We start from the raw sequence: 21,086 nt of genomic DNA, 5'->3' as shown, positions 1-21,086 counted from the left end.
CCTCGAGTCGCGATGGTGAACAAAATTTGAATTAACGGTCACAACGGGTTCACCACTCGTTAGCTGGTCTAGATTTCGATCGTCTAGTCCCCCCGAACGCTTCACATCGAGGTCCAAAACAAATGCTGATGAGGAAATTCGCCGCGACTTCGGCCCTGCTGATCGCCGCTATGGGCGTCACTGCGGGCACCGTCAACGCGGCACCGGCGGAATCCGCCGACGCCCCGATCAACTTCACCGCGAACGCCACCGACACCCAGTCGATCATCTCGATCGATTCCGGCTCGCTGGTCGTCGAGGACAACGCCCTCAAGATCAAGGCCGCCAACGGCACCACCGTCGCGGGCACCCCGCTGACGTTCCGCGTCGACGACTTCGAGTTCCCGATCGCCGCGGACGTCGCCGACCACACCGCCACCCTCACCCCGCAGCTCGACATGGCGAAGGCCACCTACAAGCCGGTCGCGCTGCCCTACGAGGACCAGGCCCCGTTCAAGACCCAGTACGACCGTGAGCTGGCCGCCTTCAACCGCATGAAGGACACCATCGCCATGGGCGCCACCATCGGCACCCTGGTCGGCGGCCTCGGCGGCGGCGCCCTCGGCTGCGTTCTCGGCGGTATCGCCGGTGCCACGGTCGCCTCGGCCACCATCATCGGTCTCTTCGGCCCGTTCATCCCGGCCGCGGCCGTCGGCTGCGTCGCCGGTATCCTCGCCGTCGGTGCGCTGGGCACCCTGCTCGGTCAGATCTTCATCACGGCTCCGGTCGCGATCGGTGCGGCGATCCAGTACTTCGCCACCACCAGCGCGCCGTTCAACGCGCCGGCACCGGCGAAGTAAGTCGCACAACGGCTCCACACAACTGAAAACGAGCCCAGGAAACCCCGCCCGCGTATCGCTCGGGCGGGGTTTCCGCTGCTGATAGCCGCTCGACCGAAATGGGCGGGCGGAATTTGCCCGCTTGATAGGGCTGTGATCCACCCGAAGCCGGGATAATTTCAAACATCCGGCAAATGAACAAAAGGTAAATCACACTGAACTAAAAGGCATCGCTGTGCCTGCCGCAGGGAATTCTCCGGATAGCCGAGGGGAATTCGAAGTTCGGCTTCCAACCAAAGAACCCCGCCCCGGACCGTCGCCGAAGGGCGAGGTCCGGATGCGGGGTTCGCGACTCGTCCGGCCGATCCAGGTCAAGCCGTCCGAGCCTGTTGGGGCTGCTCGAGGCGGGCACGCACGAACCGGGATACCCGGGCCAATGCCATCCTGCTCTCGGGCAGATTCGGGGCTATCGCCATGAAGGCATGCACCTGACCGCGCCAGATCTCCAGCGCGTTCGGGACACCGGCCGCGGTCAGTCTGCGGGCCATGAGCTCGCAGTCGTAGCGCAGCATCTCGTCCTCGGCGGTGATCAGCAGCACCGGCGGCAGACTCGCCAGGGCGCCGTTGACCGGCGATACCAGCGGATCCAGCACCCCGTCCACCTCGGCGCCGATCCGCACCACCGCCTCCAGCGCGGATAGCGGGAGATAGGGATCGCGCGCGACATTCATATAGTCGCGCTTGGCGGCGTAGTCCAGATCGAGCAGCGGGCTCAGCCCGATCAGCCCACCCGGCGACGGCAGCCCGGACTCGATCGCGCGCAATGCGGTGGCGAAGGCGAGGAAGCCACCCGCCGAATCGCCCGCGAACATGATCCTGGCCGGGTCCGCGCCGTGCCGCAGCAGCCAGCGGTAGGCGGTCACGCAGTCCTCGATCGCAGCGGCGACATTGTTCCCGGGCAGCTGGCGGTAGTCGACATTGACGACAGGCAGTCCGGTGCGCCGGGCCAGGCCGGCCGCGATCGGGCGATGGGTGCCGAGACCGCAGACGGCGAATCCGCCACCGTGCATATACAGCACCGCGCCGTGCCGCAGGGCGCGCGAGCCGCCCGAGGGACGCAGGATTTCCATCCGAAACCCGTTCAGCGTCACCTGTTCTCGATCGACTCCGCGCGGCTGCGGCCGCAGTCGCGCCAGTCCGTCGATCGCGAGAGCACCGATCGGGATGGTCGTGCGGCTGACCGGAAACATCCGCAGCACCGGCCGCACCGCGCCGAGGCAGGTCGCCAGCAGCAATCGGGCCGATGCGCTCGGACCGTCCGGGTTCATCAACAGTCCCGGATCAACTGCGTCGAATTCACTCCCGCTGATCGCCACCATCGCGCACCTACCTCACACTGGCGCGCCGAACCCGACCGAACGGTTCTCAGGCGAGAGTCGACGCTGACATCTCACACGCTGATGTTTCACAACACCATAGCGTGATCTACGCTACATATATCGCCCGCCGCGCCGGATTACCAAACGTTCGTGATCAATTCGTAGGCGAGTCGGAACCTCGCCGAAGCCGGGCTGGATGCGCCTGGCAGACTCGATGACCATGCGCGGAATCATCTTGGCCGGTGGCACCGGATCCCGGTTGCACCCGATCACGCGCGGGGTGAGCAAACAGCTGGTCCCGGTCTACGACAAGCCGATGGTCTACTACCCGCTGTCCACGCTCATGCTGGCGGGCATCAGGGACATCCTGGTGATCACCACCCCGGAGGACGCCGACGCGTTCGCCCGCCTACTCGGCGACGGCTCGCAGTTCGGCATCTCGATCAGCTATGTGGTGCAACCGGAACCGGACGGACTCGCCAGGGCATTCGTCCTCGGCGCCGACCACATCGGCGGCGGGAGCGCCGCACTGGTGCTCGGCGACAATATCTTCCACGGACCAGGCCTCGGCACCAGCCTCGAACGCTTCGCCGCGATCGACGGCGGCGCGGTCTTCGCGTACTGGGTCTCGGATCCGACCGCCTACGGCGTCGTCGAATTCACCGAGGGCCGAGCGGTTTCGATCGAGGAGAAGCCCAAGGTGCCGCGGTCCAACTACGCCATCCCCGGACTGTATTTCTATGACAACGATGTCGTGGAGATCGCGCGCGGGCTGCGGCCCTCGGCGCGCGGGGAATACGAGATCACCGATATCAATCGCGCCTATCTGGAACAGGATCGGCTGCGCGTCGATGTCCTCGCCCGCGGCACCGCCTGGTTGGACACCGGCACCTTCGACTCGCTGCTCGACGCCGCCAACTACGTGCGCACCATCGAACAGCGGCAAGGCCTGAAAATCGCCGTGCCGGAAGAGGTCGCGTGGCGGCAGGGTTTCATCGACGACGAACAGCTGTGCGCGCTGGCCGAACCGCTGGTTCGCTCCGGCTACGGGACGTATCTGCTCGATCTGCTCGAGCGCGGACGGGATTGGTGAACGATGGAGTTCCGTGAACTCGCCGTGCCGGGGGCATGGGTGATCACCCCGCGCCAATTCGGCGACGAGCGCGGCATGTTCTGCGAATCGTTCAAGGCCTCGGAATTCGAGAAGGTAACCGGTCGGCCGTTCGATCTGCGCCAGGTCAACTGCTCGGTCTCGGCGGCCGGGGTGCTACGCGGTATCCACTACACCGAGGATCCGCCGGGTCAGGCCAAATATGTGACCTGCGTGCGCGGCGCGTTCCTCGATGTCGTCGTCGATCTGCGGCCCGGGTCACCCACCTACGGACGCTGGGACAGCGTGGTGCTCGACGATGTCGATCGGCGCTCGATGTTCCTGTCCGAGGGTCTCGGCCATGCGATCCTGTCGCTGGCGGATCACTCCACCGTCACCTATCTCTGTTCGATCGAGTACACGCCGGAATTGGACAGGGATATGGATGCCTTCGATCCACGGCTGGGCATCGAATGGCCGAAGGTCGGTCTGGACGGTCGCCCGCTGACGTATATCCGATCCCCGAAAGACACTTCTGCTCCGCCCTTCTCATGAAACGCCGAACGTCACCGCCCCCGATGAGGAGCGGTGACGTTCGACTCACGATCGGCGGAGGGGATTCAGCCGACGAGTTCCACTTCCGGCTCCTGCGCCTCGGCACGCTTGGGCTGGTAAGCCGTCAGGGCGATGAGCGCGCCGACGACGGCGACGCCCGCCGGCGAATTGCAGTCCGGGCCGGAAAGTTGTCGCGAGAAGGGTCGTGAGGTCGACCAGTCGGCGCTGCCGACCCATCGCGACGTGCCCGAGCGGACCTGGGGTAATCGGCAGAAAGTGCTGTTCCGCTAGATGCTCTCGCGCGCTTCCTCGATACCGGGGCGCGCATCCGCGGCGACCGACTTGATGTTCGCGAAAGCCGTTCGGTAGCGCTCGATTTCGTGATCCTTGTCCAGGTACACCGGACCGGTGAACGCCTCGACATAGACCACCGGCGGTTCCCGCAGCTCCACCTGCGCGGTATCGGCGAATTCGAGCAGGACGAACGGGCCCGAATCCATACCGTCGTGATAGCCGGAATCCGAGGGCACCAACTGGATTCGCACATTCGGCAGGTCGCACATGCGCCGCAGGTGCGCGAGCTGTTCGACGGTCACCTCGGCACCACCGACCCGCCGCCACAGCACCGACTCACTGATCACCGCATCCAGATGCAGCGGCGAATCCTTGCGCGTGAGCAACGCCTGCCGGGCCGTCCGCAGCTGCACCCGACGTTCGATTTCGGACTCCGACGCGTCCGGACGCGCGGACTTCAGCAACGCGCGCGTGTATGCCTCGGTCTGCAGCAGTCCGGGGATCAGCTCGTTCTCATAGGTGGCCAGGGCTCGCGCGGCCTCCTCGAGACCGATGTACACCTCGAAACCCTCGGCGATCACATCGCTGTAGCCGGTCCACCAACCCCTGGCCTTGGTCTCCTTGGCCAGTGCGGTCAGCGGTTCGACGAGATCGGTTGGCGCACCGTAGATCTTGCACATGGCCTCGACGTCCAGGCTGCGCAATGAGGTCTGCCCGGTTTCGATCCGCCAGATCTTGGCCTCGGACCATTCGAGCTGCTGGGCCGCCATTCGAGTGGTCATCCTGGCCCGATTGCGCAGATCACGCAGATGTCGGCCGAGCTGCCTGCGCGGCATGGTCGATCCGGTTGTGCCCTGCGGTAAAGCCATGCTTCCCCCTCGCGATATCCGAACAGCATTGTTTCACAGTAAATCCGACCCAGGTCACGATTGGCGTCGCACGCAGGCCAAGGGCGCAACAGTGACGAATAAGTTCCCACAGGCGATGATCCGGCAATTCAGCCCGGTTCTATTTGCGTGCGCCGCGCTTGCGGAAGCGCCAGAACTGCACGGCGCGAACGTCCTCGGAGAGCTGGTTGACCGGCTCGGCGACATCGGAAAGCGCCTGGAACAGATCGTCGGCGAGATCGGCGATGTGCTCGACCTTGCTGGCCAGCTTGGCCGCGTTCTCCAGGAATTCGAGCAGCAGGCGTACGACGGCCGCGATGGTCAGGCCGAGCGGTATCGCGATCAAGGCGGTCAGCACGCCGAGCACCGCGGAGACCTGCCACATCAACACCGTCAGTGCGATCGGGATGCCGATCGCGAAGGCCAGGCCGAGCATGTAGGCCAGCGGCAGCAACGTCCTGGTCGCGGGGCGGTGGAATTGCAGGTCGAGCAGACCGCGGGCGGCATCGGCGGTCCAGGCCCTCGGACTTTCGAAGGGTTCGGCGGGTTCGGGCGCCGCGGTGCGCGAGAACCGCTTGGACGCGGTGTCTTTCCAAGTGATCCAGCGTGATTCGGTTTCGAACTCTGCCGAATCCGCCGCCCCGTCACGATCGGATTCATCTCGCCCGCCCGTCACCCGACCACCACCCCCCATCGAATCGCCACGCGATGCTCACCCATATCGGCGATCCTTCCCTCAATCCGACTCCCGGCCAATAGGAGTGGATTCACACCCGACCGGTACAGCCGCGTGGGACGGCGGCACACGCCCATTAAAAGAGGTGTCTCGGTGATAGCCGATCACTACCGGGTGAGACGAACCCGACAGTCACCAAGATCTTTTGTACAACCCGTAACGCCCACCCCACCCCGCCCCGATACCACCCACGTATGCAGGACCCAGACCAATCGGGGAATGGAGAAAGACAGTGCGCACCACGTTTCCGACTTCCGCATCGGCGGCAGAGATGACTGCCGCGGCGCAGGACTACATCCAGCGCGGGTGGACGATCGCTGAAACGACCAACGGAATCTGCCTGATCACGGATGACGAGCTGTCGGGTATCGAGATCAGCGGTGAGCTGGCCGGTGAGGTTCGCCGGTTCCTGCGCGCGAACAACCTGACCGGTCCGGTTATCGAGATTCCCGGCGCCGAGCGTCGCGAGATCCACTTGGTCACCGGCCTGCGCAAGGCCGCGATGGCGCTGGAGGCACTGCGCGAGGCGGGCGCCACCGTCTACACCGACGGCGACGGCATCCCGCTGCCCCCCACCCAGCTCACCACCGGCGAGGCTTGCTGGGGCGTGGCTCCCGGCGAGGCCCGCTGGATCCCGCCGGTAGTCGCGATCGGCGCGGCGGTTCGCTCGGCGCTCTCGCGTCGCACGACCGTCAGCACCGTCGCCTGCTGAGTTCATCCGCCTCCCCGCTTACTCAGGCCATACAAGCGGGGTGCCGCTCGGCATCCGTGCAGGTCCTGCGTCGAGCGCATGATCAGTGTTGGGCGTACCCGACGAGTTACCGATGTTCTCGCGAAATCAGTCGTTGCGTTGGTGCCCTTCGACTGGTTCGCGGAATATGGCGATGCGGTCCACGCGAATAAATCAACCGTTCCTGTTTCACCTGGATCCATCGCGCGCGATGATGGGGGTTATGGCCCAGCTCACTGATGACTCCCGGACGCTTTTGCGGACCTGCCCGCTGTGCGAGGCGGTCTGTGGACTCGAGATCACACTCGACTCGAACGACCATGTGACCTCGGTTCGCGGGGATCGACAGGATCCGTTCAGCAAGGGGTTCATCTGCCCCAAGGGGGCCAGCTTCGGTCATCTCGACGAAGATCCGGACCGGCTGACCGAACCGATGATCCGGGACCGGGCCACCGATACCTGGCGCACCGCATCCTGGACCGAGGCATTCGAGTTCATCGCCGCACGTTTCCCGGCGATCGTGGCCGAGCACGGAAATCAATCGGCGGCGCTGTATCTCGGCAATCCGAACGCGCATACCGTGGCGGGGGCGCTGTATGTGCCGGTGCTGATCCGGGCGCTCGGCACCAAGAATCTGTTTTCGGCGAGTACCGCCGATCAAATGCCCAAGCAGGTGGCGAGCGGGTTGATGTTCGGTGATCCGCTAACCGTGCCGGTGCCGGATCTGGATCGCACCGACTATCTGCTGATGCTGGGCGCGAATCCGCTGGAATCGAACGGATCGCTGTGCACCGCACCGGATTTCCCTGGCCGGTTGAAGGCCTTGCGCAAGCGCGGCGGGAAATTCGTCGTGGTCGATCCGCGGGAAACGCGGACCGCGAAGCTGGCCGATGAGCATCTGTTCATCCGGCCGGGTAGCGATGCTTATCTGTTGTTCGGGGTCGTGCACACATTGTTCGAACAAGGGCTGACCGATATCCGCGTGGATGTCGCGGGACTGGACGAAGTGCGCGCGGCCGCCGCGGATTTCACGCCCGAGGCGGTTTCGGAACGGACCGGAATTCCCGCCGAGACGGTTATCCGGATCGCGCGGGAGTTGGCGGCCGCGCCGACCGCGGCGGTGTACGCGCGAATCGGCACCTGCACAGCCGAATTCGGCACGCTGACCCAGTGGTTGGTCGAGGTGATCAACGTGCTGACCGGCAACCTCGATTCACCCGGCGGCGCCATGTTCGCCGATGCGGCGGCGGGTGGTATCCCGCGCACCAAGCCGTTCCGCATCGGGCGCTGGGCCAGCCGGGTGCGCGGGCTGCCCGAGGCAATGGGAGAACTGCCGGTGGCGACCCTGGCCGACGAGATCATGACAGCGGGCGCGGGGCAGGTGCGCGCGCTGGTGACCGTCGCGGGTAATCCGGTGCTGTCCGCGCCGAGCGGGGTCCGGTTGGATACGGCATTCGCACAATTGGACTTCATGGTCAGCGTGGACCGGTACCTGAACGAGACCACCCGGCATGCGGATGTGATCCTGCCGCCGCCGCGCTCGACGCAGTCGCCGCATTACGACTTCGCGTTGCTGCAGTTCGCGGTTCGCAATTACGCGCGGTACTCGCGGCCGCTGGTCCCGCTCGGCGATCGGCCGTCGGAGTCGGAGATCGTGGCCAGGCTCGGGGCCGCACTCACCGGGCAGCCTGCCGGACCGGGGACGCTGAACGACGTCGACGAACTGATCATCGCGGGCATGCTGCACAAGGCGGGCATACCGGAGCGGCGGCCCGAACTCATCGGGTCCAACAGCACCGAGCAGCGCATAGACCTGATGCTGCGGCTCGGACCCTATGGCGAGTGGAATGCCGCCGCGAGCGACGGGCCCGCAAGCGGTGGCTTGCGTGACCACGGAGGGCCCTGGGAGCGCCGAGGTCGATACAGCACGCTGAATCTGCAGGTGCTGCTGGACAATCCGCACGGTGTCGATCTCGGACCTCTGCAGCCGCGGCTGCCCGGCGTGCTGCGGACGGCGTCCAAGCAGGTGGAATTGGCACCGCAGCCGCTGCTCGACGATGTCGCGCGGATGCGGGCCCGGCTCGCCGATGCCGCGCCGGATGTGGTGTTGATCGGGCGGCGTCAACTGCGATCCAACAACAGCTGGATGCACAATATCCCGACGCTGGTCAGCGGGTCGAATACCTGCACGCTGCATATCAATCCGGCGGATGTGGCGCGGTTGGGGCTCGGCGATACGGCCGTGGTGAAGTCCGCCGCGGGGACGCTGACGGTGCCGCTGGAGCCGACCGAGGCGATCATGCCCGGGGTGGTCAGCTTGCCGCACGGCTGGGGACACACCGACAGCACTCAGACGGTGGCCCGAGCGCATGCCGGGGTGAATGCCAACGTGCTGACCGATGATTCGGTGGTGGATGTGCCGTCCGGAAATGCGGTCTTCAATGGCGTTCCGGTGACTTTGACCCCTGCCTGAGTTGTGCTCGATCCGACCGGCCGGGTAGTAAAGTTCCGGCCGGTCGGATTGTAGCTATTTTCTGGAAACCCTTGTGCTAACTAAAGATTCAGTGCATTCTCAACATGGATTTTGCTGTGTTGCCAGACTAATATGGACAAGATTTCGGTTTAGTCGCGGGCTCAGCGTCGAACCCATTGCGGTGTGCCGGATTCCAGCTACCAGAGGGGGCTCGATGCCCGGTACAGGTTGTGGCAGTGACGGTGAGCGCGAACTACAGGACAGGTACGGTACGCAGGACCGTGCCGAACGCTTCTACCAAGATCAAGTACTCGACCAACTGAACCCGACGATGATCGAATTCATCGCCCGGATGGATATGGCGTTCATCGCCACCGCGGACAAACACGGCGAATGCGACGCAAGCTTCCGGGCCGGCCTGCCCGGCTTTCTGCACGTGATCGACGAACGCACTCTTGCCTACCCGGAATACCGCGGCAACGGTGTGCACGCCAGCCTCGGCAACATTCTGGAGAACCCGCACGTAGGCATCCTGCTAATCGATTTCGTCCAGGATCTGATCGGATTGCACATCAACGGTTCGGCGCGGATCGTGGACGACACCGCGCTGCGCCACAACGTCCCGGAACTACCCGAGAACGTCAAGGGGCGAGCCGCGCAGCGCTGGGTGGTGGTCGATGTGGAAGAGGCCTACATCCACTGCCGCAAACACATCCCGCATCTGGTCCCCGCAGCGCGTGAGCAGCGGGAATGGGGCACCGATAACGTCCGCGCCAAGGGCGGCGATTACTTCGGAGCGAAGGCACAGGCCAACGCCCTGATTCCGCGCTGATTCGTTCGCCGAGCTGCCCACTCGACCGAACGGAGCGAGCCTTACGAGCGACCCGTTCGCGGCCCGTCTCGCGTCCGAGTCGTCGAAACGATGCGACGAAGTCGCGAGCCTCGCACCCGACCCGCGCATCCGGTGCCGAACGACCCGCCATCACCGACCACCACGAAGCGAGTCCTACGAGCGACCCGTTCGCGGCCCGTCTCGCGTCCGAGTCGTCGAAACGATGCGACGAAGTCGCGAGCCTCGCACCCGACGCGCGCATCCGGTGCCGAACGACCCGCCATCACCGACCACCACGAAGCGAGTCCTGCGAGCGACCGTTCGCGGCCCGTCTCGCGTCCGAGTCGTCGAAGCGATGCGCCGCAGGCGCGAGTCTCGACGGCTCGGACGCGAGACACCAGGGGCCGCGAACACGCAGCGCCGCAGGCGCTGCCATCAAACACCGAGTTTGAAGATGACCAGGCGCTGCACGACGAAGTTGATGACCGTCGCGGTGCCCTGGGCGATGACGAAGGCCAGCGGCTGGCGCCACCAGTCGCCCGGCAGGGCGGCGTAGAGCACCTGGTTGATGCCGACCTGGACGGCGAAGGTGACGGCGTAGAGGATCACCACCGCGATGAAGCGGGCGCGGCTCGGGGGTGCCTGGAATGTCCAGCGGCGATTGATCAGGTAGGCGGTGGTGGTGCCCGCGATGAAGCTGATCGATTTGGCGACGCTGACCGGAAGGCCGATCAGGTTCAGCAGGAAGCTGTAGATCCCGTAGTCGACGATGGCCGAGAGGCCACCGGTGAGGGTGAAGCGGATGATCTGGGTCTCGAGGTCGACATCGGTACTGGATTCGATTCGGCGCTCCCGGGTCCCTTCGTGGGCCGGCCCGTCGCCCACCGCCACCGTCAACGGGCGGCCTTCGGCCGACTGCGCTGGTCCGGGGCTACCGCCTTCGGGCCCGTCGGTCACGCCGGCCGACTCATCGACCAACGGCAGTTCGGCCGGGAGCGGCAGGTGGGGTTCTGCTTGCACGCCGACGAGCGTAACGCCGGTGACCCGCGGCATGCGGACCGAGCACCGATTGGACACTTGTCCGGCGCGACGCAACCGCTGCCGGACCTCGCGTACTGGGGAGTACGGTGACGCCGACCGCATATCGGCTCATGCATGTAGCCTCTATGCCGATGTCCACGAAAGCTCCGACCGCCACCACAACCGGTAACTCCGGCAATGTCGCCGACGGCACCTATGCGCTGCCGACGCGGACCAAGGCATTGACCGGGTGGGGTCGCACCGCACCAACATCTTCCGAAGTGCTCTCGACGAGCGATCCCGAACTGATCGCCAAGGCCGTCGCCATGGTCGCCGAGGACAACGACTCCAAGCCTGCCCACCTGCGTCGCGGCATCATCGCGCGCGGGCTCGGCCGCTCCTATGGCGATCACGCGCAGAACGCGGGCGGCCTCGTCGTCGATATGACGGCGCTGAACAATATCCACCGGATCGACCGGGACACCCGGATCGTCGATGTGGACGGCGGCGTCAGCCTGGACCAGCTCATGAAGGCCGCGCTGCCGTTCGGGCTGTGGGTTCCGGTGCTCCCCGGCACCCGTCAGGTGACGATCGGCGGCGCCATCGCCTCCGATATCCACGGTAAGAACCATCACAGCGAGGGCAGCTTCGGCAACCACGTGCGCTCGATCGATCTGCTCACCGCCGACGGGCAGGTGCAGCACATCACGCCCAAGCGCAATGCCAAGGTGTTCTGGGCGACCGTCGGCGGCAACGGACTCACCGGCATCATCCTGCGCGCCACCATCGAGATGGCGCCCACCGAGACGGCGTACTTCCTCAACGACGGCGTGAAAACCACCACGCTCGACGAGACCATTGCCGCGCACAGCGACGGCAGCGAGGCGAACTACACCTACTCGAGCGCGTGGTTCGACGTGATGAACCCACAGCCGAAGCTGGGTCGCGCCTGCATCACGCGTGGCCGGCTGGCCAAGGTGGACGAGCTACCGAAGAAGAAGCAGAAGAATCCGCTGAAGTTCGATGCGCCGCAATTGTTGACGGTGCCGAACATCTTCCCGAGCCTCACCGCGAACCGGCTCACCCTGGGTGCCGTCGGCGAGGCGTACTACGCCATGGGCGGCACCTACACCGGCAAGATCCAGAACCTGACGCAGTTCTATCACCCGCTCGACATGATCGCGGAGTGGAACCGCGCATACGGTCCGGCCGGGTTCCTGCAGTACCAGTTCGTGGTGCCGACCGAAGCGGTCGACGAATTCAAGAAGATCATCATCGATATCCAGGCATCCGGGCACATCTCGGCGCTGAATGTCTTCAAACTGTTCGGTCCAGGTAACCCGGCTCCGCTCAGCTTCCCGATGCCGGGCTGGAACATCTGCTGCGACTTCCCGATCCGGCCCGGCCTCAACGAGCTGGTGAGCGAACTGGACCGCCGCGTCATGGAATTCGGTGGCCGGCTGTACACCGCGAAGGATTCGCGCACCACCGCGGAGACCTTCCACCAGATGTACCCGCGGATCGACGAGTGGATCAAGATCCGCCGAAGTGTCGATCCCACAGGCGTTTTCATGTCCGATATGGCGAGAAGGCTGGAGCTCCAGTGATTAATGCCGTAGGCAACCCGCAGACCATCGTGCTGCTGGGCGGTACCTCGGAGATCGGCTTGGCGATCTGCGCCGAGTACCTGCGCAAGAGTCCAGCGCGCATCATCCTGGCCGCACTGCCCGGTGATCCGCTGCGCGAGGACGCCGTCTCCGAGCTGAAGTCGGCCGGTGCGACCCAGGTCGACGTCATCGACTTCGACGCGCTCGATACCGAGGCCCATCCCAGGGTTATCGACGCGGCCTGGGACGGCGGCGACGTGGATGTCGCCATCGTCGCGTTCGCCCTGGACGGCGATCCGGAAGAGCTGTGGCAGAACCAGCGCAAGGCCGTGCAGGTCGCCGGAATCAATTACACCGCGGCGGTTTCCGTCGGTGTGCTGGTCGGCGAGAAGATGAAGAAGCAGGGCTTCGGGCGGATCATCGCCATGTCCTCGGTGGCCGGTGAGCGGGTGCGTCGCTCGAACTTCGTCTACGGCTCCACCAAGGCCGGACTCGACGGCTTCTACCTGGGGCTCGGCGAGGCACTGCGGCCGTACGGACCGCGCGTGCTGGTGATCCGGCCGGGCATGGTGCGGACCCGGTTCTCGGCGCACGTCAAAGAGGCTCCGCTCACCGTCAACAAGGAAGACATTGCGGCACTGGCGGTTTCGGCGTCGCAGCGGGGCAAGGTGCTCGTCTGGGCACCCGGCACCTTCCGCTTCGTGATGATGATCCTGCGCCACATCCCGCGCCCGATCTTCCGCAAGCTGCCCATCTGATTTCCCCGAGCCGCACCGTGTCGGCCGCGCATTCGTTTGCGCGGGACAGGTGCGGCTCGTCTATATCAGCACCACGCGCTTCCGTGGCTGCCCGGCGAGTTCGGTGTCGACGTGACAGCGAGTCCGGCATCAGCGCACGCCATTGTGCCATTTCGGTGGATGCCATCGGTCGCGGTTTGCCGGGACCTATCGATCCGGCATTCGGCACCCTGCCCGTGCGAGCGGCCGGGCGACGTGGCAAGTTCGGAGCCGACCTCGAGCCGTCGCATTGTCGAAGGAGCACTCCGTTGAGCACAGTCACGGCAGAACGCGCCGAGCACTCCGCGCCGGAGCGCGGCCGTGGGGCGCTGCTGATCCGGCACATCGGCTCCGGGGTCGGCGAGGCGCTGCCGGCTGCCGTGGTGGCCGCGATCGTTGCCGCCGTTGGGCTGGTGGCGTTTTCGATGGTGCAGTGGCCGGCATTCAACTCGTCCAATGTGACCAGGTCGTTGACCACGGTCGGACAGGTCGGCGCGGCGGTGCTGCTGGGGGCGGCGATCTGGCTGGTGCGGGCGCGGCGGTGGCCATGGGCGGCGAAAGCGCTGTCCTGGGTCGGGATTTCGACGTTCGTCACGGTGACATTGGGGATGCCGCTGGCGGCGACCAAGCTGTACCTGTTCGGCGTCTCGGTGGACCAGGAATTCCGCACCGAATATCTGACGCGGCTGACCGACAGCGCGGCACTGCACGATATGACCTACGCCGACCTGCCGCCGTTCTATCCGGCCGGCTGGTTCTGGATCGGCGGTCGAGTGGCGAATGTACTCGGCATGGACGGCTGGGAGGCGTTCAAGCCGTACGCCATCGGTTCGCTCGCGGTGGTCGCGGTGATCGCACTCGTATTGTGGTCCAAGCTGATTCGCGCCGACTGGGCGATCGGAGTCAGTGCGGCGACGACCGCGGTGACAATCGCCTATGCCTCGCCGGAGGCGTACAGCGCGGTCATCGTGCTGCTGCTGCCGCCCGCGTTGATTCTTGCGTGGGGTGCGTTGTACCGGCCGCGCGAGCTGTCGGGCGCTGGTGCGGCATCGGGTGGTGGCGCCGCGTCGGCGGGCGGTATCGGAACGGCCGCGGGCTGGGGCGCGGTTATCGGCGCAGGGCTGTTCCTCGGGATGGCGGCGTCGTTCTACACGTTGTATTTCGCGGTGGCGGCCTTTGCGGTCGGGCTGATGGGACTTGTATCGGCGGGGCTTGCGGTGCGGGCACAGCGGGCGGCGAACCGAGCGGGGTTCGGTACCGGCGAGGCCGGGTCGGGTTCGGTGTGGCGGGCCGCGGTGCCGCCACTGGTTCGGCTGGTTGTCATCGCGGCAATCGCGGGTGTGGTGGCGCTGGTCGTGTGGCTGCCGTTCGTATTGAAGATGCTCGGTGGGACCATGCCGAGCTCGGGGACGGCATTCCACTATCTGCCCGAGGGCGGGTCGCAATTGCCGTTGCCGATGGCGGAGTTCTCGCTTTCCGGGGCGTTCTTCCTGCTCGGGACGGCGTGGTTGGTATTGCGGGCGGCGTCGTCGCGGCGGGCGCAGGCGCTCGGGATCGGCGTGGTGGCCATCTATCTGTGGTGCCTGCTGTCGATGACGGCGACCGCGGCGGGTACCACCCTGCTCTCGTTCCGCCTGACCCCCGTGCTCGAAGTGCTGCTGGCAGCGGCGGGTGCATTCGGGTTCGTCGAAGGCGCGCGGGCGGCCTATCAGGCACTTAATGAACCAGCGCGGCTCGAGTTCGCCGCCGTCGTGGTCGCCATCGTCGGTGCCATCGCGTTCACCCAGGACATCCCCCAGGTGCTCGAGCCCGAGATCACCACCGCATATACAGATACCGACGGCCACGGCGAACGCGCCGATAAGCGGGCACCAGGCGCCGCGTCGTACTACCGCGAAATCGATGCGGCACTGATCGCGCAGACCGGCCGTCCGCGCTCGGAATCGGTGGTCCTCACTGCCGATACCAGTTTCCTTTCGTTCTACCCGTACTACGGCTTCCAGGCGCTGACCTCGCACTATGCGAACCCGCTTGCCGATTTCGCGGGCCGCGCCGCCACCATCGAGTCGTGGAGCAAGCTGAACTCCCCCGCCGCCCTGGTCGACGCACTCGACAAGACCCCGTGGCGCGCACCGGACGCGTTCCTCTTCCGCAGCAGTGGCGACACCTACACCCTGCGCCTGGCCAAGGACGTCTACCCCAACGACCCCAATGTGAAGCGCTACACCGTGAGCTTCCCCAAAGAGCTCTTCGCGGACCCGCACTTCACCACGACCGATATCGGCCCCTTCACCTTGGTCGTCGTCAATCGCTGAGGCCGCCCACCCGACTCATCAGCACGGCCGGTGCGCTCGCTCGACGCATGATTTCGCCAAAACATGGGTAACTGGTGGGGAACTGCTGACCCAGCCGGCCAGCGGCCGCCAATGGTCGCGTCGCGCTACTCGAGTCCGGCCCGAAGGCGCCGGGGAGGCGGTTCACAGGGTATTCGGTTACGGTGGATCGCTGATCTGACCACTTACGGGAGAAGTTTGTTTTGCAGGTCGAAGCACCACCAGCAGTAGGCGTCGTCACCAATGGATCGACACCGGCTGGCGGGGCCAGACTCGAGCAGCGCACCGCGAAGCGGAGACGGATCCGGGTCGATCGCAGTGATCTGGTCGCCTCGGTGAGCTATCTCGCATTGGCCGTCACGGTGCTGTCCGGACAGTGGCGCAACACACATAGCGGGTACCTGATCAAAAGCGGTCAGGATCAGACCATGTGGGAGTGGTTCTTCGCGGTCACCGCACATTCGGTGGCGCATCTGGAGAACCCGCTCGGCACACATCTGCAGAACTTCCCGGCCGGGGTGAACATGATGGCCAATACGGCCATGTTCGGGGTCGGGGTGCCGTTGACGCCGGTCACGCTGCTGTTCGGACCGACCGTCACCTTCGTGCTCGTCCTCACGCTCGGCCTCGCCTCCACCGCCTTCGCCTGGTACTGGCTGTTCTCCAGGGAATTGGTGGAGTCCCGGCTGGCCGCCGCGATCGGCGGACTGTTCTGCGGTTTCGCGCCCGCGATGATCTCCCATGCCAATGCGCACCCGAATTTCGTACTGCTGGCGCTGCTTCCGGTCATCGCACTGCTGTTGATCCGCTTCGCACGACGCGTGTCGGGTGCGGAGACCGCCAAGCCGCGCAGGCGAGTTCGCGATGCCGTCGCGCTCGGCTTCCTGGTAGCGCTGCAGATCGCACTCGGCGAGGAACCGCTGCTGATCTTCGCACTCGCCTTCGGACTCTTCGGCCTCGTGTACTACCTGCACACACCGCGCACCGGCTGGCAAGTAGTGCGGGCGCTCGCCCCGACCATCGCATTGGCTGCGGGGATCACCTTGATGCTCACCGAAATTCCGCTGTGGTGGCAGTTCTTCGGGCCGCAGAGTTATCGCTCGATCGACCACGGGCCGATGGGCAACGATCTGAAGGCCATCGTGCAGTTCCCCGCCGAATCGCTCGGCGGGATGTTCGCGCCCGGCCAGTACGTTTCCATGAACGACACCGAGCAGAACGCCTATTTCGGCTGGCCACTGCTGCTGTTGCTGCTGGTCACGGTGGCGCTGCTGTGGCGCGACCGAGTGGTCCGGTCGGCGACCGCGGTGATGGTCGTCTTCGGGGTGCTGTCACTCGGTGCGACGGCCATGTTCGGCAAGGTGTCGACCGGGATCGAATTGCCTTGGCGCTGGGCCGAATTGGTCCCGCTGCTCAACACCGTGCTGGAGACTCGGCTGACCATGGCCGCGATTCCGGCCATCGGTGCGGTGCTGGCGTTGGCAACCCAGCAGGCGGTCACCTGGTGGAAGCAGTCGCCGGTCGATTGGCGGCCGCTGGCCTGGTTCCCGGCGCTCGGCCTGGCCTTGGCTCCGCTTATCCCAACCGTCCTTCCGGTGATCGAGCGCACACCGACTCCGGAGTTCTTCGCCGACGGGACAGTAAAGAAGTACGTGAGCGGCGGCTCGGTTGTCATGGTGCCGCCGCCGCGGCCCCCCGACGCGCAGGCATTGCGCTGGCAAGCCGACGCCGACTTCGACTTCCCGCTCGCCGGCGGCTATTTTGTCGGCCCGACCGGCGCGAACAAGAAAGGCATCTACGGACCCGACTTCCGTCCGACCACCGCCCTGCTCGTCGGCGCCCTCGACACCGGCGTGGTACCGCCCATCGACGACGACACCCGCGCACAGGCACTCGACGACCTGCGCTTCTGGGAGGCCGACGTGATGGTCCTGCCCGCGACCAAGAACTCCGAAGTGCTGCGCACGACCGTGACGCAACTGCTCGGGGTCGCGCCCCGACAGGTCGACGACGTGTGGCTCTGGGACGTCCGGCCGCTGCGATAGGCAGCGGCGATGATCTCGGTGGCGAGCGTCACCCATGCGGGTGGCTAGCATGGTGCCTCGTGCGACCGGACCGAACTTCTGCAGCGTTCACCCGAAACCGCCTGATCGCCCTCGTCTCCGGGTTGCTCGGATTCGTGCTGGCACTGTTGACGCCGTTGCTTCCGGTGAAACAGGATCGGGCCGCGCTCGACTGGCCCCAGGCGGGCCGTACCAGTGTCGAGGCGCCGCTGGTTTCGTATGTGCCGCTGCGGTTGGATGCGACGCTGCCGTGTTCGGTGGTGACCGCGGCCGGGTCGGGCACGGTGCTTTCGACCATTCCGCACGCCTCGGGTCAGGCCAGTGCCAAAGGACTGATCGTCTCGGTCACCGACGGCACGCTCGCGGTGCTGCAGCGTGATGTGCCGCTGCTGTCCGCACCGGTCGCGGAGATCGCCGGGTGCGAGTCCGTCACCATCACCACCACGGCGGCCGCGACCTCGGTCGAATTCGTCGGTGCGAAACGCCAGGACGGTACGCCCTTCCGCAACACCATCACCCGCGATATCCGCCCACAGATGGTCGGCGTCTTCACCGATCTGGATGCCGCGAAGCTCGATGGCGCGAAGCTGCACGCCGATATCGATTCCCGCTTCTCCTCGACCCCGTCCGCGCTGAAGCTCGGTGCCATGATCGCGGCGGCGATCTGCACGATCGTCGCGCTGATCGCGCTGCACCTGCTCGACAATGCCGATGGTCGGCGCGCGCGCCGGTTCCTGCCCGCGCACTGGTGGCGGTTCACCCTGGCCGATGTGGCGGTGCTCGGGCTCTTGGTGCTGTGGCACTTCATCGGCGCGAATACCTCCGACGACGGCTACATCCTGAATATGGCCCGCGTCTCGGAGCATTCGGGATACATGGCCAACTACTACCGTTGGTTCGCGGTGCCCGAGGCGCCGTTCGGCTGGTCCTACGAGGTGCTGGCCTGGATGACCAAGGTCTCCGATGCCAGCCCGTGGATGCGGCTGCCGACGCTGGCCGCCGGCATCGTGTGCTGGATGGTGATCAGCCGGGAGGTGCTGCCGCGCTTGGGCGCTCGAGTGCGCAGGCACAAGGTGGCGCTGTGGACCGCCGGTCTGGTCTTCCTCGCGTTCTGGCTGCCCTATGACAACGGTCTGCGGCCCGAACCGCTGATCGCCGCGGGTGCGCTGTTGACCTGGTGCTCGATCGAGCGGGCCATTGCGACGGGACGGCTGTTGCCCGCCGCGGTCGGTGTGCTGATCGCCGCGTTCTCACTGGCGGCCGGTCCCACGGGGTTGATCTGTGTGGCGGCGCTGATCGCGGGTTCGCGGCCGATGTTGCAGATCATTATTCGGCGGGCGCGCGATGCGGCCGGCACATTGCTGGATTCCGCGTCCAGTGCGAAGCAGGGACCTGCGGCAGCTGCCGCAGGATCGGCCGACGCTGTCGGAAGAGAGCCCGCCTATACCGCGAATCCTGGTGGGGACCAGGGAAATCCGAGTGCCGAACTGCCCGGACGACAGGCTCGCGTCGACGTGCGTGCGGATCGGAGCACCTCACGCCTGGCCACCTTCTTCCGATATGCCGCGTTGCTGGCACCGGGCCTGGCCGCCGGAACGCTCGTGCTGGTGGTCGTTTTCGCCGATCAGACGCTGGCGACGGTAATGGAAGCGACTCGGGTGCGTACCCTCGTCGGGCCGAATGTCGCCTGGTTCGACGAGCGTACGCGGTGGGATTCGCTGCTGATGCTCTCGCCGGACGGATCGCTGGCGCGGCGCTTCGGTGTGCTGATCATGCTGCTGTGCCTGCTGGTCTGTGTGCTGCAGGTGCTGCGCAAGGGACGGATTCCGGGAACGTCGCGCGGGCCGTCGGTGCGAATTCTCGGCATCGTCTTCGCCTCGCTGCTGCTGATGATGTTCACGCCGACCAAATGGACCCACCACTTCGGCGTTTACGCTGGGCTGGCCGGGTCGCTTGCGGCGCTGGCGGCGGTCGCGGTGGGCACCAATGGGATTCGCTCGCCACGCAACCGGTCGCTGGTCGCGGCGGCCGTGCTGTTCCTGCTGGCGATCACCTTCACCGGATCCAATGGCTGGTGGTACGTATCCAGTTACGGTGTGCCGTGGTGGGACAAGGCGCCGCTGGTCGCGGGTAAGGGCCTGTCCACACTGTTCCTCGGGCTCAGCGGGGTTGCGCTGCTCGTCGCGGTGTGGCTGCACTATCGCGAGCCGTACCGCGAGAAGACCGATGCGCCACGCCGTTTCGAGCGTTACGCCTCCGCGCCGTTGACGATCGCGGCGGCGCTGCTCGTGCTGTTCGAGGTGGCGTCGCTGGCCAAGGCGGCGGTCACGCAGTACCCGGCGTACTCGATCGCCAAGTCGAATCTCGAATCGCTGACTGGCAATACTTGTGCGCTCGCCAACGAGGTGCTGGTGGAGACCGATACCGCGAACTCGCTGCTGCTCCCCTACACCGGCTCCCCCGCCGACGGATTGTCCGCCGAATCGAAGGGCTTCACGTCCAACGGGGTCGCCGCCGACCTCACCGCCGATGCCGAGGAAACCGTCACCGGCGGTGCGAATTCGGTGAACAAGGATTCGAAGAACAAGACCACCAAAACAACCGGTGCGGGCACCGGCGGCGGCACCACCCAGCAGGCCGGAATCAACGGCAGCACAGTGGCATTGCCGTTCGGCCTGGACCCGGCGCGGACCCCGATCATGGGCAGCTACCAGGACGGGGCCGATCAGCAGCAGGCCGAACTCACGTCGCAGTGGTACCGGCTCGATCTGACCGACAGCATGCGCGATGACCCGGCCTACCAGGTGCTCGCCATTACCGCGGCGGGCCGGATCCGCTCGGTCGATGCCGACGGTGTGCTCACCTACGGACAGGAGCTGCACCTGGAGTACGGCGTGCGCGGAGCGGACGGCGAGGTGCGAACGCTCGGTTCGGTCGATCCGCTCGACATCGGCCCCGCACCGTCCTGGCGCAATCTCCGGGTGCCACTGGACAAGTTGCCCGCCGGAGTGAACGCGGTCCGGTTGGTCGCGGTCGACAACGACATCACCCAGAAGCAATGGCTGGCCGTCACCCCGCCCCGGCTGCCGCGTCTGGCCACGCTGAATTCCGTTGTCGGCGAAACCGCTCCGGTCCTGCTGGACTGGCACGTCGGCCTGGCCTTCCCCTGCCAGCGCCCGTTCGACCACCACGACGGCGTCGCCGAGGTCCCCAATTGGCGCATCCTGCCCGACCGCGTCGGCTCCGACGCCTCCAATGCCTGGCAGGACGATATCGGCGGCGGCCCCCTCGGCTGGACCGGTCTACTCCTGAAATCCCAAACCATCCCCACCTATCTCACCCACAATTGGACCCGAGACTGGGGCTCCCTCGAACAGTTCACCCCCTACGACCTCACCGCCACTCCCGCAACCGTCGCCACCACCGTGCAATCGGTCAACGGCTGGAAGAAAGCCGACCCGATCCGAGCGCGCTAGCACTCGAAGTCGGCTTC

16 protein-coding genes are annotated in these 21,086 nt (G+C 65.9%); 12 read left to right on the top strand and 4 right to left on the bottom strand.

Annotated elements, in window-relative coordinates; all coding sequences use genetic code 11:
* Window positions 1-122: 122 nt before the first annotated feature.
* On the top strand, window positions 123-839 hold the full coding sequence (locus ACQPXH_RS01695; protein ID WP_433600597.1) for a hypothetical protein: 717 nt from the start codon (window positions 123-125) through the stop codon (window positions 837-839).
* Window positions 840-1,189: 350 nt separating this feature from the next.
* On the opposite strand, the gene ACQPXH_RS01690 is transcribed toward ACQPXH_RS01695, so the two are convergent.
* Window positions 1,190-2,197, bottom strand: coding sequence for an alpha/beta hydrolase (locus ACQPXH_RS01690; RefSeq protein WP_433600596.1), 1,008 nt, complete (start codon window positions 2,195-2,197; stop codon window positions 1,190-1,192).
* A gap of 220 nt (window positions 2,198-2,417) precedes the next feature.
* On the opposite strand from ACQPXH_RS01690, the gene rfbA reads away from it, so the two are divergent.
* The 3 genes from rfbA (at window position 2,418) to ACQPXH_RS01675 (ending at window position 4,133) form a co-directional block, all read left to right on the top strand.
* On the top strand, window positions 2,418-3,290 hold the full coding sequence (gene rfbA / locus ACQPXH_RS01685) for a glucose-1-phosphate thymidylyltransferase RfbA (protein ID WP_433603697.1): 873 nt from the start codon (window positions 2,418-2,420) through the stop codon (window positions 3,288-3,290).
* A 3-nt stretch (window positions 3,291-3,293) separates the two neighbouring features.
* Window positions 3,294-3,842 (top strand): dTDP-4-dehydrorhamnose 3,5-epimerase family protein, encoded by a 549-nt coding sequence (locus tag ACQPXH_RS01680; RefSeq protein WP_433600595.1) that lies wholly within the window; start codon window positions 3,294-3,296, stop codon window positions 3,840-3,842.
* 132 nt (window positions 3,843-3,974) lie between these two features.
* A complete protein-coding gene (locus ACQPXH_RS01675; protein ID WP_433600594.1) occupies window positions 3,975-4,133 on the top strand; it encodes a hypothetical protein in 159 nt (52 codons plus the stop codon).
* On the opposite strand, the gene ACQPXH_RS01670 is transcribed toward ACQPXH_RS01675, so the two are convergent.
* Both ACQPXH_RS01670 and ACQPXH_RS01665 read right to left on the bottom strand, forming a co-directional pair.
* Window positions 4,130-5,005, bottom strand: coding sequence for a helix-turn-helix domain-containing protein (locus ACQPXH_RS01670; RefSeq protein ID WP_433600593.1), 876 nt, complete (start codon window positions 5,003-5,005; stop codon window positions 4,130-4,132). The genes ACQPXH_RS01675 and ACQPXH_RS01670 overlap by 4 nt on opposite strands.
* A gap of 139 nt (window positions 5,006-5,144) precedes the next feature.
* The gene (locus ACQPXH_RS01665; RefSeq protein WP_433600592.1) at window positions 5,145-5,699 is read right to left on the bottom strand and encodes a DUF4282 domain-containing protein; all 555 of its coding nucleotides are present in this window, start codon (window positions 5,697-5,699) and stop codon (window positions 5,145-5,147) included.
* Between the two features lie 292 nt (window positions 5,700-5,991).
* Here ACQPXH_RS01665 and ACQPXH_RS01660 point away from each other — a divergent pair, with 292 nt between their 5' ends.
* The 3 genes from ACQPXH_RS01660 to ACQPXH_RS01650 all read left to right on the top strand — a co-directional run bounded on the left by ACQPXH_RS01660 (window position 5,992) and on the right by ACQPXH_RS01650 (window position 9,794).
* Window positions 5,992-6,471: a hypothetical protein gene (locus ACQPXH_RS01660; RefSeq protein WP_433600591.1), complete on the top strand. Its 480-nt coding sequence runs from the start codon at window positions 5,992-5,994 to the stop codon at window positions 6,469-6,471.
* A 241-nt stretch (window positions 6,472-6,712) separates the two neighbouring features.
* Window positions 6,713-8,962 carry a molybdopterin-dependent oxidoreductase gene (locus tag ACQPXH_RS01655; RefSeq protein ID WP_433600590.1) on the top strand — a complete coding sequence of 750 codons (2,250 nt, stop codon included), beginning with the start codon at window positions 6,713-6,715 and terminating at the stop codon, window positions 8,960-8,962.
* 214 nt (window positions 8,963-9,176) lie between these two features.
* Entirely contained in the window at window positions 9,177-9,794 is a 618-nt protein-coding gene (locus tag ACQPXH_RS01650) for a pyridoxamine 5'-phosphate oxidase family protein (protein ID WP_433600589.1), read from the top strand.
* 435 nt (window positions 9,795-10,229) lie between these two features.
* Here the strand turns inward: ACQPXH_RS01650 and ACQPXH_RS01645 are convergent, their stop codons facing one another.
* Window positions 10,230-10,637 carry a GtrA family protein gene (locus tag ACQPXH_RS01645; protein WP_433603696.1) on the bottom strand — a complete coding sequence of 136 codons (408 nt, stop codon included), beginning with the start codon at window positions 10,635-10,637 and terminating at the stop codon, window positions 10,230-10,232.
* A 329-nt stretch (window positions 10,638-10,966) separates the two neighbouring features.
* Between ACQPXH_RS01645 and ACQPXH_RS01640 the strand changes: the two genes are divergently transcribed.
* The 5 genes from ACQPXH_RS01640 to ACQPXH_RS01620 all read left to right on the top strand — a co-directional run bounded on the left by ACQPXH_RS01640 (window position 10,967) and on the right by ACQPXH_RS01620 (window position 21,069).
* On the top strand, window positions 10,967-12,421 hold the full coding sequence (locus ACQPXH_RS01640) for an FAD-binding protein (protein WP_433600588.1): 1,455 nt from the start codon (window positions 10,967-10,969) through the stop codon (window positions 12,419-12,421).
* On the top strand, window positions 12,418-13,179 hold the full coding sequence (locus tag ACQPXH_RS01635) for a decaprenylphospho-beta-D-erythro-pentofuranosid-2-ulose 2-reductase (protein ID WP_433600587.1): 762 nt from the start codon (window positions 12,418-12,420) through the stop codon (window positions 13,177-13,179). Before ACQPXH_RS01640 ends, ACQPXH_RS01635 begins: the two co-directional genes overlap by 4 nt.
* Before the next feature lie 350 nt (window positions 13,180-13,529).
* Window positions 13,530-15,512, top strand: a complete 1,983-nt coding sequence (locus tag ACQPXH_RS01630; protein ID WP_433603695.1) for a galactan 5-O-arabinofuranosyltransferase — start codon at window positions 13,530-13,532, stop codon at window positions 15,510-15,512.
* Between the two features lie 221 nt (window positions 15,513-15,733).
* Window positions 15,734-17,575 (top strand): glycosyl transferase, encoded by a 1,842-nt coding sequence (locus ACQPXH_RS01625; protein ID WP_433600586.1) that lies wholly within the window; start codon window positions 15,734-15,736, stop codon window positions 17,573-17,575.
* Between the two features lie 59 nt (window positions 17,576-17,634).
* Window positions 17,635-21,069, top strand: a complete 3,435-nt coding sequence (locus ACQPXH_RS01620; RefSeq protein ID WP_433600585.1) for an arabinosyltransferase domain-containing protein — start codon at window positions 17,635-17,637, stop codon at window positions 21,067-21,069.
* The last annotated feature ends 17 nt before the right edge of the window (window positions 21,070-21,086 follow it).

The organism is Nocardia sp. CA-135953 (genome assembly GCF_050955735.1).
GTDB lineage: Bacteria > Actinomycetota > Actinomycetes > Mycobacteriales > Mycobacteriaceae > Nocardia.
This window is presented reverse-complemented; position numbering and strand designations above follow the sequence as displayed.

What these genes read in the sequence shown, in the direction of transcription:
- ACQPXH_RS01650 (WP_433600589.1), top strand. Translation starts at nt 9,177, where the DNA reads ATGCCCGGTACAGGTTGTGGCAGTGACGGTGAGCGCGAACTACAGGAC.
- ACQPXH_RS01680 (WP_433600595.1), top strand. Translation starts at nt 3,294, where the DNA reads ATGGAGTTCCGTGAACTCGCCGTGCCGGGGGCATGGGTGATCACCCCG.
- ACQPXH_RS01640 (WP_433600588.1), top strand. Translation starts at nt 10,967, where the DNA reads ATGTCCACGAAAGCTCCGACCGCCACCACAACCGGTAACTCCGGCAAT.
- ACQPXH_RS01675 (WP_433600594.1), top strand. Translation starts at nt 3,975, where the DNA reads ATGAGCGCGCCGACGACGGCGACGCCCGCCGGCGAATTGCAGTCCGGG.
- ACQPXH_RS01690 (WP_433600596.1), bottom strand. Translation starts at nt 2,197, where the DNA reads ATGGTGGCGATCAGCGGGAGTGAATTCGACGCAGTTGATCCGGGACTG.
- ACQPXH_RS01695 (WP_433600597.1), top strand. Translation starts at nt 123, where the DNA reads ATGCTGATGAGGAAATTCGCCGCGACTTCGGCCCTGCTGATCGCCGCT.
- ACQPXH_RS01670 (WP_433600593.1), bottom strand. Translation starts at nt 5,005, where the DNA reads ATGGCTTTACCGCAGGGCACAACCGGATCGACCATGCCGCGCAGGCAG.
- ACQPXH_RS01655 (WP_433600590.1), top strand. Translation starts at nt 6,713, where the DNA reads ATGGCCCAGCTCACTGATGACTCCCGGACGCTTTTGCGGACCTGCCCG.
- rfbA (WP_433603697.1), top strand. Translation starts at nt 2,418, where the DNA reads ATGCGCGGAATCATCTTGGCCGGTGGCACCGGATCCCGGTTGCACCCG.